Raw genomic sequence first — 16943 nt, forward strand, 5'->3', positions numbered from 1 at the left:
TTAAATAAGATTGGTGATATAAATCTGTGGTTTTTCCTGAAGCTTTTCATCCACCAAAGCTCCGAAAACCTGGATGTAGTGCTGCTGATTATGCTGAGCCAATCCTTCTTCGCTTTTCCAGATTTCGTAGAAAACAAACTGGTTTTTGTCTTCAATTCCCTGATGCAGGCTGTAAAGTTCACATGCTTCTTCTTTTCTTGTCTCTTTTACCATATTCTGAAGAACTTCCAATACTTCAGCCTGATGCTCTTCTTTGGATTTAACTATTGCGGTAAGGTGAATTTTCATGATACTAACTCGGTTTTTAATTCTTTTTCAAATACATTTCTTACATGGTCTCTGTATAATTTCATATCACGCTCTATATTAGCGTTTTTCTCTACATCATGAAAGTGAAAGCTTTCCATTTTTTCTAATGATACAAAGGCATTCATTCTGTGAAAACCAAATAACGGGCCTTCGTCCACACTTTTTTCATTGAAAAATTCTCCGGGAAGAGTAAAGGCTGTTGCAGGAGCGTTCCAGCTGGTAGTCAGCATATATTTTCTTCCGCCAAGCATTCCTCCTGTCCCGTAGTTGATTTCAGGATTCTCAGCATTTCTTCCGTCGCTCATATAAATTCCTTTCGCATGGCCTGCTGTGAAAACTTCGTCTATATATTTTTTCAATCCGTTAGGAAGCTGAAACCACCAGATAGGAGTGTGGTAAATAATGTAATCTGCCCATACAAATTTTTCCACTTCTTCATTTTTGTCGTAGTTTTCACTTACATTGGTTATCTTTACTTCTACGTTATCAAATTCTTTAAGAACGGCTAATGTATTGTCTGTAATAGTTTGATTATATTTTCCTCCGGAATGTCCGAAATTCTGTCCTCCGTTGATGATTAGTACTTTTTTCATTTTTTTATGATTGTTTAAATTTTACTCTGCAAAGTTATAATGGATATGGGTATAATAAAAATAATATAAATTATAGTAAAGTATTATTTAAATTATAGTTTATGAAATTAAATGTTTTGGATTTGAAGGTTAAAGTTGAAAGATGGTAATGGATGGTCAATGTTTAATGCGCCTTGCTTGTGAATTTGTTGCGGGTTTAGGGTACGATTTGATGTTTCGAACAATCCATTTATAGAAAGTTTCGTAATCTGTGGGGTAATCATTGAGAATTGACTTTGCGAAGCAAAAATTGACGATTGGCTTTTAACTTTTTCCCTTTTCATGGTAAAAAATCATATCATCCCTGAACCGGAACTATTTTCTGACAGGTAAATTTGTCTGACAAATTGAAGGACAATGATGCAGATAGCCGTTTTTAGTGATGTGCATGGAAATCTTCCTGCTTTGGAGGTTGTGTTAAAGGATATTGAACAGAGGGGAATCAATCAGAAATTCTGCCTGGGGGATCTGGTAGATTTTGCACCCTGGGGAAATGAAGTGATAGAAAAAATCAGAGGTATGAATATTCCCTGTCTGATGGGAAACCATGATGAAAGAATTGCCTTTGACATCCCTGTTGTCCCTTTGAACAAGCATTCAGAAGAAGAAACCAATGCCAGATTCATTGCGATAGAGCATTCTAAACAATATATTACAGAAGAGAATAAAAAGTTTCTTTCCGAACTTCCTTTTCATTTAAAATTAAATTACAAAACAGGTAAAAAACATTGGAATATTCAATTGGTCCATTCCAGTCTTGAAAGTAATGATACCTATTTGTACGAATCTGAGAATGATGAGGTTTTTACCTCTATGCTGGAAAGGGCAGATGCTGATCTTATGGTGATGGGACACACTCATTTATCATTTAAAAAACAGTTTGAAAACAATACCTGGGCTGTCAATTGTGGCTCTGTAGGACGTTCTAAAGAAGAAAACAGACTGGCTTCCTATTTAATACTGACGTTGGATGAAAAAAAAATAACCCCGGAAATTGTACAGTTACCTTATCCGATTGATGAAACAGCCCTCCAGATAAGGGAAAGCGGTATTCCGGATTATTATGCATTATTTCTGAAGAATGAAAATGTATTAATATTATAATTATTTTATAATTTTGTATTATAATATTAATAATGAAGTCATGGTTAATTTAGAATGGTATCGTACTTTTAAAGCGATCTATAAAACCGGGACATTGACAGGTGCTGCGGATGCTTTATTCATATCACAGCCGGGAGTAAGCCTGCATTTAAGCTCACTGGAAGCTTATGTAGGTTACAAACTTTTCGACAGAACCGGTAGAAAAATGATTCCTACAGAGCGCGGAAAAGTTTTGTTTAACGCTGTTGCAGAGCCTATTAACAAACTGGAAGATGTAGAGAAGAATTTCCAGAAATCTACAGAGAAACACACTCCAACCATCAGTGTGGGGATGTGTTTTGAAACTTTTCAGACTACTTTGGAGCAATACGTTTCTTCCCTGCCTTTTAATCTCATTATCAGTTTTGGAGAATATCCTGAAATGCTGGATCAGCTGGATAAAGGAATTCTGGATCTTATCATTACACCGAAAAAAGGGTCTTCGCCCAATATTGAACATGAAGCATTCTCTTCAGAGCAGATCATTCTGGTAGGAGGAAAAGAAGTGGATAAAGCGGCTTTCAGTAAAGTTTTAAAAATAAAAGATGCTGAGCAGATTGAAGAATGGCTGAAAAACGAAAAATGGTATGGAACTACCGGAGATATGGAACATCTTTTCCAGTTCTGGATATTGAATTTTGGTCATAAGCCTAATTTCCGTCCTAATTATATTGTTCCCAACATGAACTCAATCATCCGTTGTCTGAAAGGGGGAACAGGATTAGCCGTTGTTCCTGATTTTCTGTGCAGGAAAGATATCGAAAGCGGTGAAGTTCAACTGATCTGGGAAGGGAAAAAGAAGCTGGAAAACACCCTGTATTTCGGATGCCGTAAGAAAACCAATTACCAAACGGAAATAGAACATATTAAAGGCTTATTCCGTAAGGTGATGGGTTAGTATCACCATGTCTTTCATCTGTAAACCGTTTTCATAGATTGGATCCGGATAATTTTCAATAAAAAAATCTTTAAGGATTCCACGTTGGATGAATCCGTTTTTCTCATAAAATCTGATCTGTTGGAATCCGGTATCCGATGTTCCGACAGTCAGGGTTTTATAATGATTTTCTTTGGCAATTTCTTTTGCCTTATCCATCAGGATGCTTCCTATCCCTTTGCTTCTATAGCTTTCAATGACTGCGATATTTTTAATTTCAAGCTCTGTATCATTGTTCTTGTACAATGCCATTACCGCAATGTCTTCAGTGCCGTCATGCAAAAGATAGATATCAGAATTGAAAATATACCGATCAATAGCCTCTTTGGTTTCATCCGCCAGCAGCAAGAGATGATAAGGAATTTCCGAATCGGAATTGAATAGATTGAAAGTAAAATCTTCCATTACAGACTCATATGAATAAGTGGATAATCCTTTCCTGAACCATCTTTCTCTGATCTTCCGATTTTTTTGAAACCCATTTTTTCATAAAACCCGATGGCCTGTGGATTTTGTTCGTTCACGTCTACTTTGGTCAGGCCGGTTTTCTCTTTCATAAACTGATAAAGCGTTTTTCCATAACCTTTTCCACGCATGTCATTATGAATAAAAAGCATTTCCAGGTTGCCTTCCGATACCGATGCAAAACCTTTCGATTCACTGTTTTCAGTAATTACATACACTTCCAGATGAGGAAGATAGTCTCTCGGGATAACTTCTTTAAAATAATTGAAATCTTCTTCAGCAAGGAAATCGTGTGTTGCCTTTACTGCTGACTCCCATATTTCCATAATTCTTGGATAATCCTCTGCTGCAGCCAATCTGATATGTTGTGACATGATTTTTTAATTTTGAGCAAAAATAGAGAAAATAGCGATGGGATGCTAGCAGGAGTGAAGATTTGAGGATGGAAGATGGAAGATGGAAGATGGAAGATGGAAGATGGAAGATGGGTGCTGGAAGTTAGAAGTTAGAAGTTAGAAGTTAGAAGTTGGAACTGTGAATGGTAGGTTTTATTGACCACTCATTTCTTCTCTAAAGGGGTGGATTTTTGTGAAGCAAAAAGATGGGGTAGTTTAAACATCATCTTAAAAACCTTATGAACAACAATTTTTTAACAGGAACAGTAAAATTGGTAAGCAAAATTTTCAATTTTTTATCGCAAATTTGTTTATCACTTTATATTAATAATTAAAATAAAGATTTATGCAAAAGAAAACCTATACAGGACAGCCTGTGGTAACATTAAATAACGGAGTGGATATTCCGGCTTTAGGATTTGGAGTATGGCAGATGGAAGATCTGAAGGAATGTGAAAATGCAGTCATCAAAGCTATTCAGACAGGATATAGAATGATTGATACTGCTGCTATTTATCAAAATGAAACTGCAGTAGGTACAGCTGTGAGAAATAGTGGCATTAACAGAGATGAACTGTTCATTACATCCAAAGTATGGGTTCAGGATCATGGATACGAAAAGGCGAAAAGTGCTTTTCAGAGAACATTGGAAAGATTGCAGATGGATTATCTTGATCTATATCTTATCCACTGGCCCTATGGCGATTTTCTGGGAACATGGAAAGCTTTGGAAGAGCTATATCATGAAGGAAAGATCAAAGCTATTGGGGTATGTAATTTTACTGTTGAGAAACTGGAAGAACTAAAAGCCAATTCAGCTGTTTTACCGGTGATTAATCAGATTGAACTGCATCCTGTATTCCAGCAGAAAAAACTGCAGGTATATGACAGAGAAAATAATATTGTGACACAACCCTGGAGTCCGCTAGGGAAAGGGAACGCGAATCTTTTAAGCAATCCTGATCTGAAAGCTATTGCAGAAAAATATGAAAAAACAGTAGCACAGGTTATTCTGAGATGGCATTTGCAGGAAGGATTTGTTGTAATTCCAAAATCTGTAACACCTTCAAGAATTGAAGAAAATTTTAATGTATTTGATTTTGAACTGACAGAAGATGAAATGAATACTGTCCGTTCTTTAGATACAGGAAAAAGACTGTTCTTTGATCCTAAAGATCCGGAATGGGAGCAAAAAATGTTAAATTCAGTAGCGGATATTTAATAAAGAATATAAGATAAGCATATTCCCGCAGCTCTCACAATTTCATGGAATAAAATCTGTGCTTTCGGTGAGAACTGTGGGAATTGTATTTTCATTCAGATGAGGAATATCATATCCTGTTGAAAATGAAGTATTCCTATTTTTTGTACCTTTTTAATTAAAATGATTTTTTATGTTCTGGCCAGATACAATCAGTAGAAAACTAGGTATAGAATATCCTGTCATTCAGGCTCCGATGTTTGGAGTGAGTACTGCCCGGATGGCTGTTGCAGCTGCAAAAGCAGGCTGTCTCGGATCACTGGCACTGGCTGACCTTTCTGCAGATCAGTCAGTTGAATTGATCAGGGAAATGAAAAAGCTTACGGATAAACCTTTTGCTGCCAATATATTTGTTCATCACATCCCTGAAGTCACAGATGATTTAAAAGAAAAATATAGTAAAACCAAGCAGTTTATAGAAAAACTGGCAAGAGAAAATGCTATAGAAGTGGATCTTCCGGATCTTGAAACACTCAGTTTCAACGGCTACCATGAACAGGTAGATGCTGTCATTGAAGAACATTGTAAAATTCTAAGCTTTACATTCGGAAATCTGGATGATAAGAGTATCCGGAAGTTAAAAGAAAGCGGAGTTACTCTTATTGGTACCTGTACTTCTGTGAAGGAGGCTTTACTGCTTGAAAAATCCGGTATTGATATGATCTGTGTTCAGGGAATAGAGGCTGGCGGACACAGAGGAAGTTTTGAAGCAGACCCTATTCCGCAGATCGGAGGTTTATCTTTACTGTCACAGATTTATGATCAGGTAAATGTTCCTTTGATCTATGCAGGAGGAATTTACGGAGCAAGAACATTAAAGGCTGTGAAAGATTTAGGTGCGCAAGGTTTTCAGGTTGGAAATCTTCTATTAACTTCTCAGGAAAGTGCTCTTTTGCCTTTTGAAAAAGAAAGATTAAAAAAGGTAAGAGAAGATGAAATTGTTTTAACGAAGAGTTTCTCAGGAAGGTATGCCAGAGGAGTGAAAAATCAGTTTATAGAAACGGTTGAAAATTCAGAATATATTTTACCCTATCCTTATCAGAATAAACTGACCAATGCCTTGCGTAAAGTAGCAAAATCTTTGCAAAATCCGGAATTCGTAGGAATCTGGATAGGACAGTCTATCCATCAATACAGTGAACTTTCCACAGAAGAAATTCTGAAAAACCTGATCAAAGAATCTGAAAGATAAATTCTGATGTTTTTAATGGGGCGGAAATTACAAAACTTAGTAAAAAAGCTTCAGAAATACAATCTGAAGCTTTTTATTTATTTTGTTAAATCAAGGCCGCCGAAATTCCCGGAACTCATCATTAAATAAACACCATCCGTTTTATCTAATGTATTCCAGTAGGCATGAAGATCTTCAGCATTCGTGAAAACCCTTAGATTTTCATTTCTGAATTTTTCTTTGATAAACTCAGGAGATATAGGTTCCATTCTCTTGATCTTCAACGCATCTTCAGAGTAGAAAACAATGGCTTCTTCCAAACCATCCATGGCGTGATCATATTGTTCAAGGAAAGCAGGATTTAAGCTGGAATAGGTGTGAAGTTCCAGGAATCCGTATTTTTTATCATTTTTAAACTGTTCTGCAAAGGCTTTTACAGCTGCCTTTACCTTACTTGGTGCGTGGGCAAAATCTTTGTAAAGCGTTCCTTTATCTTCTCTTTCTACTTTTTCAAGACGCTTGGATGCTCCTTTGAAGCTCATGATCGCCTCATAGAAATCTTCATCCATAATACCAAGCTGCTGGCAGATATGTCTTGCACCTTCAAGGTTCAGCAGGTTGTGTGCTCCAAAAACAGAAAGAGGAACATCACCCATTTCTGTTTTTAAATAAACCTTACCATTATTAATTTCGTACTCAGGAGTTTTATAAGGAATCTTTCTGAAATAGTTCTCTGCATTTTCCACTACTTTCACTACTTCAGCATCCTCCTCGTTGTATACGAGAACTCCGCCAGGTGTAATGCTTGCCACAAACTTCCTGAACTGATCAATATAATCATCAAATGTTTTGAATACATTGATATGATCCCATGCAATACCGCTCATTAAAGCGATATTAGGCTGATACAGTAAGAATTTCGAACGAAGATCAATAGGAGAAGAAAGGTATTCATCACCTTCCAATACCATAAAATCATTATCCTGAGTCAGTTTTACCATACAGTCGAAACCTTCAAGCTGTGCGCCTACCATGAAGTCCACCTCTTTCTGATGGAAATTCAGTACGTGAAGAATCATTGAAGTAATGGTTGTTTTACCATGTGATCCTGCAATAACAACTCTTGTCTTGTTTTTAGACTGTTCGTACAGGAATTCAGGATAAGAATATATTTTCAGACCCAGTTCTTTAGCTCTTGCCAGCTCAGGATTATCCTGATGTGCATGCATCCCAAGGATGACAGCATCAATATCCGGAGTAATCTTTTCCGGGAACCAGCCCATTTCCTTTGGCAGAATTCCTTTCTTTTCCAATCGGGACTTTGAAGGCTCAAAAATAGCGTCATCAGAACCTGTCACCTGATATCCTTTGTCTTTTAATGCGATTGCAAGATTATGCATGGCGCTTCCGCCAATGGCAATGAAGTGGGTTTTCAATTGTATTTACTGTTTTTTAACATTAGTATTAATGATTTGCTGGAAAGCTTCAACAATATTGTTCCAGTTGGTCTGGTAATTCGGAATAATCATACTCGCATCCGATTTACTGCCTTCATTAGGACCTTTCTTTACATTGATGGACGTTGAAATATTGTCGTACAATTTTTTACGGTCTTCCTGTATTTTTCTGAAATTATTCTGAGAAAGAACCTGATCGATTTTCTTTAAATCTTCATCGGAAATTTTAAAATCCTGCTTATATTTCTTTCCCTGTCCTTCAAAAGAATAGTGTACATTATTCCCTTTTATAAGCAGATTTTCATATACCGGAGCAAAGCCTCCACTTTTCGAATAGCTGATATCGAAATCCGAATATACTTTTTGGCTGTTGCATGAAACTAATACTATGATTGCAAATAAAATTCCAAGTATTCTGTTCATAATTTTCAATTTACTTTAATTATTTGAGTCCTTTTCTAATTTTTTAGCTTTAAGTTCTTCATCATAACTGTGTAATAGATTGAAATCTTCTGTCTGCTCAATGGCTGTCATAATTTTCAATAAAATTTCCGGTGCTTTTTCATTATCATAATCAATATCCAAAGGAGCTTTGAATTCCATCGTAGGTTTTACACCGGTTACCTTTACGCGGAGTCCTTTTTTATCAAAAGCTCTTCTGAATCCGTTTATTTTGATTGGAATTACAATAGGACGCTGGTTTTTCACCAATTTGGCAGTTCCTCTTCGTCCCTGTGCAAAAGCTGATGTAGTTCCTTGAGGGAAAGTAGCTACCCAGCCATTGTCCAATGCTTTCATAATATTATCTACCTCACTCATGTCAACCATTCTGTTGACATTTTTCCCTTCAGCTCTCCAGGTTCTTTTTACCGTTACAGCACCTGCAATTTTGAAAATTTTAGGAAGAATACCTTTGTTCATGGTTTCCTCAGCTGCTACATAGTAAAAATCAATCTTTGGATTCAGTAGATAGATCGGGTTTTTTATCGTATTTAAATATCCGTTATTTACAGCACAGAAGGCATGATACATGGCCGCTACATCTGCAAAATAGGTCTGATGGTTGGATACAAAAAGTACGTTAGAGTCCGGAAGATCCACAAGGTGTTCTGTACCGGTTATTTTTAACTTATTAAAGCCGTTGAATCTTCTGTATGATACAACTCCTAAAATAAAAATAATAAACCTTTTCAAAAAATAAGGTGTTCCGAATGCATCGGTGAAAATATTTTTCTTCGCCATCTCTCAATTAAACACGGTAGTGCAAAGTTACATTTTTTTCAGCAACTGACTGAATTCACTTAATATCATCGCTGTAGCACCCCAGATGATGTATCCGTTGAAATTAATAACCGGAACTTCATGTCCGCCAGCACTTGGCAGAGCCATAATTTCCGGGGTGTCTGACAGGTTTAAAAAGGAAGTGATAGGAAATTCAATGGTTTCCACAGCTTCCGTCTGCTGAAGAACAAAGGCCGGATTTTTTTTAGTATAAGAGATATAGGGATATACATAAAAATTGCTCGGCGGAATATAGATAGGAGACATTTCTCTGATGATCCTTACATAATGTTTATCTATTCCGATTTCTTCAGAGGTTTCCCGAACGGCTGTTTCAGCAAAATCTCTGTCCAATTCCTCACGCTTTCCTCCAGGCAGGGATATCTGCCCGCTGTGTCTGTCGTGTTCATTAATCGTTCTTTGAATCAATGGAAAATACCATTCGTTATCCTTCAGATATAAAACAATATTAACAGCTGCAAATTTGGGATTCTTTGACAATACTTCATCATAAGTAAAAACGGGACGGTAGGGAGGTGAGAATACTCCATGGGCGTGTTCACCGGGAAGTTCCACGCTTTTTATTTGTCTCAATAAATCTTTTCCAAAATTTTCCATAGCTCAAATTTAGCAATATATCTTGAAGAATTAAATGCCTTAACATTAATTAACCTATGAGAAACACTGTACTGTAACCGAAAATTTTTGCCTCTTAATCCCAATGCGATATCATTGATGATGAAATACAAAGAATTGTAACTTTTAATTTTTAATTCAAAATTGATTTTAGGTTAATAAAATAAATTTGACTGAAGTTTATAAGAAAAAGCTTAAAACCCTGATTTGTGATGTTTTGAATAGATAAAAAGATTCGGTTTACTTAGAAAAGATCATAATGAACGAAAATTTAATATTCACTATTAATGGATTTTGCTGTAAATCAACGTTTTGTGATGTTGTTTTTCTGTAACGGTAAATAATGACATGTCCAACTGGAAACCGTGATTTTCAAAATTTACACCTTGATGGTGGTTTTTCATTTTGATGGGGAAGCTACCTTTGCCTTACTATTAACCAATTAATTTTTACTAAGATGAAAAATTTACTTACAGGTGTACTTACACTATTCGCAATGAGTTTCGGATTCGCACAATTCAATATTGATGTGACTACTCAGACAGGAAACTTAAATGTTGCTACAGTAGACCAAACTGGTCTTTTGAACATGAATTCTCTAACACAAACAGGGAATCGTAATACTGCAGATATCGACCAGATAGGAATTTTAAATGTCAATAATGCACAAAGTATCGGAAACAGAAACTCTATAGATGTGGATCAAGTGGGTATTGGGAACTCAAATGAAGTGATGCAGACGGGAAACAGAAACTCTGCTTCAACATGGCAGTTAGGAGTACTTAACTCTACAGAACAAACTCAGACCGGAAGAAGAAATGATGCTTCTTCAGTACAGATTGGATTAGGTAACTCTGTTTTTCAATATCAGGATGGAAGAAGAAATGATGCTTCTGCTATTCAGGTAGGTGTTGGTAATGATGCCTATCAAATTCAGTTGGGAAGAAGAAATGATGCTGGCGCTCTTCAGCTAGGTGCTAATAACGTTCTTGTTCAGTATCAGGATGGTAATGATAACAGTGCTACTCATGTACAAGTTGGTACAGGTAATATTGCAGCCTCAGTTCAGGTAGGAGATGATAACAGTTCTTCAGGATTTCAGGTAGGTAATGCCAACCAGCTTTATCAGTTCCAGATAGGAGATTCCAACACAGCTATTGATCTTCAGATGGGTAATGGTAACTTTACCTGGGTAGCTCAGAGTGGTGTTGGCCAGGTTCATATAGGAACTCAGATGGGTAATGGAAACTCAATGATTGTGAATCAGTCGAATTAAGTCCTATAACAAAATACTGTAAATCTTAGAAATTGTAAAGGAGAAACTACAGTGTTTCTCCTTTTTTACCTTCAGTTTTTACAGATTTGTTATTCATGAAACTTTAATAAACAGGCTATGTTTAACTTGAGATGGAGTGTTTTGGCTCTTTTTACATTGTTGCCACTACATGCACAGGAAATAGACTGGGATAAGGTAAACAGTAATACAATCTTTAATCTTATAGCCAGACAGCAGACAGATCAGAGTTCGTATGGATCCGATATTATTCAGATAGGAGACTATAACAATGCTGAACTTTCCCTTAACGCCCGAACAAATATTGTAGTAAAACAGCTTGGAGATTTTAATACCTTATATTTTATCAATTCATTCACAGATAAAGAAGCAAAAGCTGCCATTACTGCACAAGGAAATAATAATATTATTGATGTTACAGGAAGCAACAGTATTTCGGATGGAATTCAGATTAATGTAAAAGGAGATAATAAAACAGTTTTCATGAGAAATTATTAAAACACAAATGATGAAAACTTTATATTCCCTCAGCCTGGGTACATTTTTTACCTTCCTGTCTGTATGGGTTTATGGGCAGGAAGATAAGAAAGTAAACGCCAGGATAGAGAGTAGTCTCCTTGAAAACCAGGTCAGGTTGAAAGCTGTAGTAATCAATAACACCGCGGTGTACAAAGAACTGAATTACCTTTTGGTTTCTATTAAAAAAGGGAATGGCGGAAATCTCTCCAATAATCAGCAGAATGGTAAATTTTCTGTCAACCCCAATGAAGTAAAGGTATTATCGGAAATCAATGTGAATCTCGAATCAAAAGATGCTCTCAAAGCTTTCCTTTACATCAGGGATGAAGAAACGCAAAAGCTGATTGCCAAAGACAGTCTGGAACTGAACAGTGATCTTTTTAAGAAAAAAACAGCTAAGATAGAAGAAGACGCTGCTTATGAACTCAGAGGACTTACTATTGATGAGACGAAAACCAAAGTAGGAAAAGACTTTTATGATATGTTTTACATGCAGTACAGTCAGCTTCCCGATAAAAGCAGTAGCGTAATTACTATTTCAGAACTTCCTCTCCGTGGAACAAGCGGTCAGATTACGATTCAGATGGAAGATAAAATTATTTACAGTTTTATGACCAATCCGGCAGAGGATTATTTAAAAGAACAGCTAGGTTATAGCTTAAAATATATCAAAGAATTTAATGCCAAAAAAAATCTTATAAAAAATGAATTTATCTATTAAAAATGTCCGCCATGAAAACCTTTATCATTATTTTGACATGTATTGCGGGTGTTTTCTACGGAAAAGCTCAGCAGCTCGTCTATAAGCCGGTAAATCCTGCTTTCGGAGGAGATACATTTAATTACCAGTGGCTTTTAAGCTCTGCTAATGCACAGAACCCGTTTGATGAAAAAAATGATTACAGCAATTTGCTGGATCGTGTGAATTCCCTTGATGGTTTTACCCAGAGTCTTAACAGACAAATCCTCAGTGAGCTTTCAAGAAAACTGTTTGATGAACAGTTTGGTGATGGAAACATACAACCCGGAAATTACCTTTTCGGATCTCTCTATCTGCAAATTACCAATACTAATCAGGGACTTTTAATCAATATTTTGGATACCAGCAATGGCGATCAGTCCGAGATCGTAATTCCGAAATAGGAAATCACTAAAAATAAACTTACCATGACAACCTACACTTATACCAGAATCTTTTTCTGCACCTTCCTGCTATGCATTTTGCAGGCCTGTAGTTCAATATTTGGTTTACCTTCGGATCCCGAAAAGCCAACGATGGGAGAAGTTACATCTTCCACCGCAGAATTAAAAAATCTTCCACTTCCCAAAGAGAAGATTGTAATAGGAGTCTACAAATTCAGAGACCAGACCGGCCAGTATAAACCTTCCGAAAATGGAAACAACTGGAGTACGGCAGTCCCTCAGGGAACGACTACCATTCTCATCAAAGCATTAGAAGACAGCCGCTGGTTTATTCCTATTGAAAGAGAAAACATCGCTAATCTTCTCAATGAAAGACAGATCATCCGTTCCACAAGACAGGAATATATTAAGGATGCAGACAAAAACAATCAATCACTTCCTCCTCTTTTATACGCCGGGATTCTTCTAGAAGGTGGTGTTATCTCATACGACAGCAATATTCTGACCGGAGGACTTGGAGCAAGGTATTTCGGAATCGGAGCTTCCACACAGTACCGCCAGGACAGAATTACTATCTATCTCCGCGCTGTCTCTACCCTTAACGGAGAAATTCTTAAAACGGTTTATACTTCTAAAACCATCCTTTCAACCAGTGTTAACGGAAGCTTTTTCAGATATATTGATACGGAAAGACTATTGGAAGCTGAGGTGGGTCTTACTCAAAATGAACCTGTTCAGCTCGCCGTGACAGAAGCCATAGAAAAGGCTGTAAAAGCTCTGATTGTTGAAGGGATCAGAGATAAAATATGGGGGAAAGCAATAGATGACAATGGAGGATATCAAAGTTTAATCAACGAATATAACAGAGAGCAGGAGCAAAATAATGACAGAGTTGTTGGAGGCAGATTTCCACAGGATTACAGACAGAAAGTATCTGTATTTGCGAATGTGGAAGGACAGAAAGTTAAAGATGACTATGTAGGTCCTAAGATGAATGTTGGTGGAAAAATAGGATTTAAATATTTCCTGACTCCTTATCTGAATATGGAATTGAATGCAAGCTATTTTACGCTTGAAAATTCAAATATTGTAAAAAGAAACTACTTTGGTCCTGAAGTGAATCTGGAATATATCCTTTTTCCGAAATACAGATTCAGCCCATTTGTATACGGTGGAGCAGGAGCGATGTATTCAAAATATAAATCTCAATATAAAGCACAGTTCGGTGGCGGGCTGGAATATATGATCAGTAAGAATTTTTCGCTGAGAGCCTCTGCCCAATATGATCTTGGCTTCAAAGACGACTGGGAAGGCCTTGTTAATGGGAAAAGAAAAGATCAGGCTTTGCGCTTTGGAATAGGAATCAACTTTTACTTCGGAAACAAATAAAAACACGAACTATGAAAACTATAATTAAAATATTCAGCATATTCATCTTTGCTTTTTGTCTGTTTTCATGCAATGAAGACCTTGTGGAACAGGCTCAAACAGGAATGTTAAAAGGAAAAGTCGTGAAAAGAGGCAGTAATGTGCCGATTCCTAACGTGAAAATTTTCACCAATCCTACGACACAAACTGTTTTCAGTGGTACAGACGGTTCATTTGAAATCCCTGCCATGCCAGTGGGGAATTATTCTGTAAAAGCAGAACTTTCAGGATATATTACAAGCTTTCAGTCAGTCAATATACAAACTCAAAATCAGGTAGTAACGGTAGTTTTTGAGATGGATGATGATACATCATTGAATTCTCCTCCCGCTACACCACAAATGCTAAGTCCGATAGATAACGCAGTAAATCAACCCTTGAGTGTCGAATTAACCTGGAGCGCAACAGATCCCGATACAGCGGATGTCTTAAAATACAGTTTGACAATTAAAAATAATCTTGACACTAATGTGATTCAGGTTAATGATTTGACAGCAAACCATTATACGCTATCAAATCTGAAGTTTGGTGTAAGTTACTTCTGGCAGGTGTCTGTTTCGGACGGCATTCACCAGCCAGTTTTAAGCTCTATCAGTAAATTCACCACCAATACGGTTCCTGCCAACCGGTATCATTATGTTCAGAAACAAAATGGAAACTTTGTGATCATTTCCAGTGATGACCAGGGAAATAAGTTCCAGTTTACCAATTCTTCCTACAACAGCTGGCGGCCACGCAAAAATAATAATGCCGGCCTCATTGCATTCCTTCGTACAGAAGGGGGAAGTACCCATCTTTATACTGCCAATCCGGATGGTTCCAATCCTTTTAAAGTAACAACTGTTGCTGTTGCAGGTTTCAATAATTATGAAATGGACTTTGCGTGGAGTACAAATGGTAAGGAACTTATTTATTCCAACTTTAATAAGCTTTACAGGATTAATAAAGATGGAAGCGGTCTGAGCTTAGTGTATACAACTCCGGATGGAAGTATGATCTCGGAATGCGACTGGAGCTACGACGGTAGTAAAATAGCATTGAAAACCAATGATTATAACGGGTATAACACTACAATTTATGTGATCGATGTCAATGGTGCCGTTCTTAAAACCGTATTGTCTGGTACAGCAGGGGCCAGCGGAGGTTTGAACTTCTCGGTTGACGGACAGCTTCTTCTCTTTACCCGTGATGTTTCCGGATATTTGGATGGAAGCGGAAATTACCGTCAGCTGGATTCACATATCTTTATCTATAACCTTGTTACAGATGTTGTGAGTGATATTTCTGCAGAAAGCGAAAAAGTAATGGGAACTAATGATCTCGATCCAAGATTCTCCCCGAACAATGCTCAGATTATCTTTATGAATACCTCCAACGATAATATTTCGCAAAGAAATATAATGGTAATTGACCTCAATAGTACGATGACTGATCTTACAAGGGCAACACTGTTCAGTAATGGAGAAATGCCGGATTATGAATAATATATAACGTTTAAAGTCCAAGGTTTTAGTTGTAAAGTGAGGTGAGAGAGATGATCTGTACCCATTAGAGATAAATTTAGAATGAATAAAATACTTTTTTCATTGTTAAGTCTCTTATTTCTCTGCCTCACTTTTTACTTTATAGACTTTGATTGCATGTAACAATAAAAATTTCCCTGAAGAATTATTGAAATTAAAATCAGGAGTAAAAAAAATTCCAGACTTTGTAAAGCCTGGAATTTTTCGAGTAATTCATGGAAGTCTTTCAGTCGATGATATGATTTTCTATTGCATATTTTACAATTCCGACTGAGTTTTTCGCATTGAGTTTCAAAAGAATTCTTTTTCGGTGTGTTTCTACCGTATTGATACTGATAAATAATTTTTCTGATATATCTTTACTGCTGCATCCGTCACAGATGAGTTTAAGAATTTCCATTTCGCGACGGGTGAGAGGTTCTTTGATGTGTGGGTTGTGTTTGCCCTGTTCATTACTGATAAAATTGATCATTCTTTCCTTTGCATGATCACAGATGTAGATCTCATTAAGAAGCAAAACATTGATGGATTTAAGAAATTCATCGTAGGTACAATTTTTATCGAGATAAGCTTTAATCCCTTTGTTGAAGAGTTTTCGGATGTCAATTACATCATATGAACTTCCAATGATAGTGATCCTGGTATTTTTATGCTCTGAAATAATACTTTCCACCAACTTGCAGATTTCCGAAAGCATAAGCATATTGGAACTCATAACAAGCATTTCCGGGGGCGTTTCTTTTAAATTTTTGGAGAGGTTTTCTAAAGAATTACAAATGTCTATAGTGCTAAAAATATTACTTTGTGAAAGTAGTCTTGATAATCCCTCTGTATATAGCATGGGTTCATCAAAAATGGTCAATCTTGGTTTCATCATGGTCTGTTTTGTTTATATAAAAATAGGAAAAAAACTTTACATTTTAAATAAAATTGATAAATATTTTAAAATTATTATGTTTTTATTATTAGTAAAATGTTATTTTTATTGATTTTTCATTAAATAATTCTCTTTTTATAGAGTTTTTTGGAGTTATTATTGTTAAAACCTAATATTAATGATTGTTTTGGGAGTTTATTTTGAAACGTGGTACTATATAAATAACGTGGTGGGGATATGTTTTACCGGAAAATTAACAGAATTGGCAATGAAAAAAAAATTGTTGATTTTATAATGAAGCTGTTCTGTTTTTTCTTTTATGAATTATTACCGCAAGATGTAGTGTAACTTCTGTAAAATGACCGCTTCCGCTGGCTTTTTTTTGCCATAATACCTGTGCTTTATCAGTGTAATTATTAAAAGATAAAAGATAAAAGATAAAAGATAAAAGATAAAAGATAAAAGATAAAAG

At 36.3% G+C, this 16943-nt stretch carries 19 protein-coding genes and 1 pseudogene; 10 read left to right on the forward strand and 10 right to left on the reverse strand.

From position 1 onward, the window contains the following. On the reverse strand, positions 1-288 hold the full coding sequence (locus tag ACODR7_RS13520) for a putative quinol monooxygenase (RefSeq protein WP_488839769.1): 288 nt from the start codon (positions 286-288) through the stop codon (positions 1-3). Then, complete coding sequence (locus ACODR7_RS13525; protein WP_076596241.1) at positions 285-902, reverse strand: NAD(P)H-dependent oxidoreductase; 618 nt, start codon at positions 900-902, stop codon at positions 285-287. Before ACODR7_RS13525 ends, ACODR7_RS13520 begins: the two co-directional genes overlap by 4 nt. Positions 903-1298: 396 nt before the next feature. On the opposite strand from ACODR7_RS13525, the gene ACODR7_RS13530 reads away from it, so the two are divergent. Continuing rightward, a complete protein-coding gene (locus ACODR7_RS13530; protein ID WP_488839771.1) occupies positions 1299-2045 on the forward strand; it encodes a metallophosphoesterase family protein in 747 nt (248 codons plus the stop codon). A gap of 40 nt (positions 2046-2085) precedes the next feature. Then, complete coding sequence (locus ACODR7_RS13535) at positions 2086-2982, forward strand: LysR family transcriptional regulator (protein WP_488839773.1); 897 nt, start codon at positions 2086-2088, stop codon at positions 2980-2982. Here ACODR7_RS13535 and ACODR7_RS13540 read toward each other — a convergent pair. After that, positions 2959-3426, reverse strand: a complete 468-nt coding sequence (locus tag ACODR7_RS13540) for a GNAT family N-acetyltransferase (RefSeq protein ID WP_488839775.1) — start codon at positions 3424-3426, stop codon at positions 2959-2961. The genes ACODR7_RS13535 and ACODR7_RS13540 overlap by 24 nt on opposite strands. Continuing rightward, on the reverse strand, positions 3426-3860 hold the full coding sequence (locus ACODR7_RS13545; RefSeq protein WP_488839777.1) for a GNAT family N-acetyltransferase: 435 nt from the start codon (positions 3858-3860) through the stop codon (positions 3426-3428). Before ACODR7_RS13545 ends, ACODR7_RS13540 begins: the two co-directional genes overlap by 1 nt. A 367-nt stretch (positions 3861-4227) precedes the next feature. Here ACODR7_RS13545 and ACODR7_RS13550 point away from each other — a divergent pair, with 367 nt between their 5' ends. Both ACODR7_RS13550 and ACODR7_RS13555 read left to right on the forward strand, forming a co-directional pair. After that, positions 4228-5103: an aldo/keto reductase gene (locus tag ACODR7_RS13550; protein ID WP_488839779.1), complete on the forward strand. Its 876-nt coding sequence runs from the start codon at positions 4228-4230 to the stop codon at positions 5101-5103. 172 nt (positions 5104-5275) lie between these two features. Further along, a complete protein-coding gene (locus ACODR7_RS13555; protein ID WP_488839781.1) occupies positions 5276-6334 on the forward strand; it encodes an NAD(P)H-dependent flavin oxidoreductase in 1059 nt (352 codons plus the stop codon). Positions 6335-6411: 77 nt separating this feature from the next. Here ACODR7_RS13555 and ACODR7_RS13560 read toward each other — a convergent pair whose 3' ends face one another. The 4 genes from ACODR7_RS13560 to ACODR7_RS13575 are packed head-to-tail and all read right to left on the reverse strand — an operon-like array spanning position 6412 to position 9669. Continuing rightward, positions 6412-7749, reverse strand: coding sequence for a UDP-N-acetylmuramate--L-alanine ligase (locus tag ACODR7_RS13560; protein ID WP_488839783.1), 1338 nt, complete (start codon positions 7747-7749; stop codon positions 6412-6414). Positions 7750-7755: 6 nt separating this feature from the next. Further along, on the reverse strand, positions 7756-8193 hold the full coding sequence (locus ACODR7_RS13565; protein ID WP_488839785.1) for a hypothetical protein: 438 nt from the start codon (positions 8191-8193) through the stop codon (positions 7756-7758). Positions 8194-8208: 15 nt separating this feature from the next. Continuing rightward, the gene (locus ACODR7_RS13570; protein ID WP_076596254.1) at positions 8209-9012 is read right to left on the reverse strand and encodes a lysophospholipid acyltransferase family protein; all 804 of its coding nucleotides are present in this window, start codon (positions 9010-9012) and stop codon (positions 8209-8211) included. A gap of 27 nt (positions 9013-9039) precedes the next feature. Then, on the reverse strand, positions 9040-9669 hold the full coding sequence (locus ACODR7_RS13575) for an NUDIX hydrolase (protein ID WP_488839788.1): 630 nt from the start codon (positions 9667-9669) through the stop codon (positions 9040-9042). Between the two features lie 475 nt (positions 9670-10144). Between ACODR7_RS13575 and ACODR7_RS13580 the strand changes: the two genes are divergently transcribed. From ACODR7_RS13580 to ACODR7_RS13605, 6 genes are all read left to right on the forward strand, one after another. Continuing rightward, a complete protein-coding gene (locus tag ACODR7_RS13580) occupies positions 10145-10963 on the forward strand; it encodes a hypothetical protein (protein ID WP_488839790.1) in 819 nt (272 codons plus the stop codon). 117 nt (positions 10964-11080) lie between these two features. Then, positions 11081-11479, forward strand: coding sequence for a hypothetical protein (locus tag ACODR7_RS13585; protein ID WP_488839792.1), 399 nt, complete (start codon positions 11081-11083; stop codon positions 11477-11479). A gap of 7 nt (positions 11480-11486) precedes the next feature. Then, positions 11487-12221: a CsgE family curli-type amyloid fiber assembly protein gene (locus ACODR7_RS13590; RefSeq protein WP_488839794.1), complete on the forward strand. Its 735-nt coding sequence runs from the start codon at positions 11487-11489 to the stop codon at positions 12219-12221. A gap of 11 nt (positions 12222-12232) precedes the next feature. Beyond that, positions 12233-12643: a curli production assembly/transport component CsgF gene (locus ACODR7_RS13595; RefSeq protein ID WP_488839796.1), complete on the forward strand. Its 411-nt coding sequence runs from the start codon at positions 12233-12235 to the stop codon at positions 12641-12643. Between the two features lie 24 nt (positions 12644-12667). After that, a complete protein-coding gene (locus tag ACODR7_RS13600) occupies positions 12668-14032 on the forward strand; it encodes a CsgG/HfaB family protein (RefSeq protein ID WP_488839798.1) in 1365 nt (454 codons plus the stop codon). Positions 14033-14043: 11 nt separating this feature from the next. Then, the gene (locus ACODR7_RS13605) at positions 14044-15555 is read left to right on the forward strand and encodes a carboxypeptidase-like regulatory domain-containing protein (RefSeq protein ID WP_488839800.1); all 1512 of its coding nucleotides are present in this window, start codon (positions 14044-14046) and stop codon (positions 15553-15555) included. 265 nt (positions 15556-15820) lie between these two features. Here ACODR7_RS13605 and ACODR7_RS13610 read toward each other — a convergent pair whose 3' ends face one another. Both ACODR7_RS13610 and ACODR7_RS13615 read right to left on the reverse strand, forming a co-directional pair. Next, positions 15821-16471 (reverse strand): response regulator transcription factor, encoded by a 651-nt coding sequence (locus ACODR7_RS13610; RefSeq protein ID WP_228408040.1) that lies wholly within the window; start codon positions 16469-16471, stop codon positions 15821-15823. 289 nt (positions 16472-16760) lie between these two features. Beyond that, positions 16761-16943 (reverse strand): annotated as a pseudogene (locus ACODR7_RS13615) (hypothetical protein); the annotation flags it as partial.

It is taken from the genome of Chryseobacterium sp. FG46 (assembly GCF_057809135.1).

Bases quoted from the DNA above. Each gene is read 5' to 3' on its own strand.
- ACODR7_RS13605 (WP_488839800.1), top strand. From the start codon at position 14,044: ATGAAAACTATAATTAAAATATTCAGCATATTCATCTTTGCTTTTTGT.
- ACODR7_RS13585 (WP_488839792.1), top strand. From the start codon at position 11,081: ATGTTTAACTTGAGATGGAGTGTTTTGGCTCTTTTTACATTGTTGCCA.
- ACODR7_RS13530 (WP_488839771.1), top strand. From the start codon at position 1,299: ATGATGCAGATAGCCGTTTTTAGTGATGTGCATGGAAATCTTCCTGCT.
- ACODR7_RS13575 (WP_488839788.1), bottom strand. From the start codon at position 9,669: ATGGAAAATTTTGGAAAAGATTTATTGAGACAAATAAAAAGCGTGGAA.
- ACODR7_RS13610 (WP_228408040.1), bottom strand. From the start codon at position 16,471: ATGATGAAACCAAGATTGACCATTTTTGATGAACCCATGCTATATACA.
- ACODR7_RS13565 (WP_488839785.1), bottom strand. From the start codon at position 8,193: ATGAACAGAATACTTGGAATTTTATTTGCAATCATAGTATTAGTTTCA.
- ACODR7_RS13600 (WP_488839798.1), top strand. From the start codon at position 12,668: ATGACAACCTACACTTATACCAGAATCTTTTTCTGCACCTTCCTGCTA.
- ACODR7_RS13535 (WP_488839773.1), top strand. From the start codon at position 2,086: ATGGTTAATTTAGAATGGTATCGTACTTTTAAAGCGATCTATAAAACC.
- ACODR7_RS13520 (WP_488839769.1), bottom strand. From the start codon at position 288: ATGAAAATTCACCTTACCGCAATAGTTAAATCCAAAGAAGAGCATCAG.
- ACODR7_RS13550 (WP_488839779.1), top strand. From the start codon at position 4,228: ATGCAAAAGAAAACCTATACAGGACAGCCTGTGGTAACATTAAATAAC.
- ACODR7_RS13595 (WP_488839796.1), top strand. From the start codon at position 12,233: ATGAAAACCTTTATCATTATTTTGACATGTATTGCGGGTGTTTTCTAC.
- ACODR7_RS13525 (WP_076596241.1), bottom strand. From the start codon at position 902: ATGAAAAAAGTACTAATCATCAACGGAGGACAGAATTTCGGACATTCC.
- ACODR7_RS13580 (WP_488839790.1), top strand. From the start codon at position 10,145: ATGAAAAATTTACTTACAGGTGTACTTACACTATTCGCAATGAGTTTC.
- ACODR7_RS13590 (WP_488839794.1), top strand. From the start codon at position 11,487: ATGATGAAAACTTTATATTCCCTCAGCCTGGGTACATTTTTTACCTTC.
- ACODR7_RS13570 (WP_076596254.1), bottom strand. From the start codon at position 9,012: ATGGCGAAGAAAAATATTTTCACCGATGCATTCGGAACACCTTATTTT.
- ACODR7_RS13555 (WP_488839781.1), top strand. From the start codon at position 5,276: ATGTTCTGGCCAGATACAATCAGTAGAAAACTAGGTATAGAATATCCT.
- ACODR7_RS13545 (WP_488839777.1), bottom strand. From the start codon at position 3,860: ATGTCACAACATATCAGATTGGCTGCAGCAGAGGATTATCCAAGAATT.
- ACODR7_RS13540 (WP_488839775.1), bottom strand. From the start codon at position 3,426: ATGGAAGATTTTACTTTCAATCTATTCAATTCCGATTCGGAAATTCCT.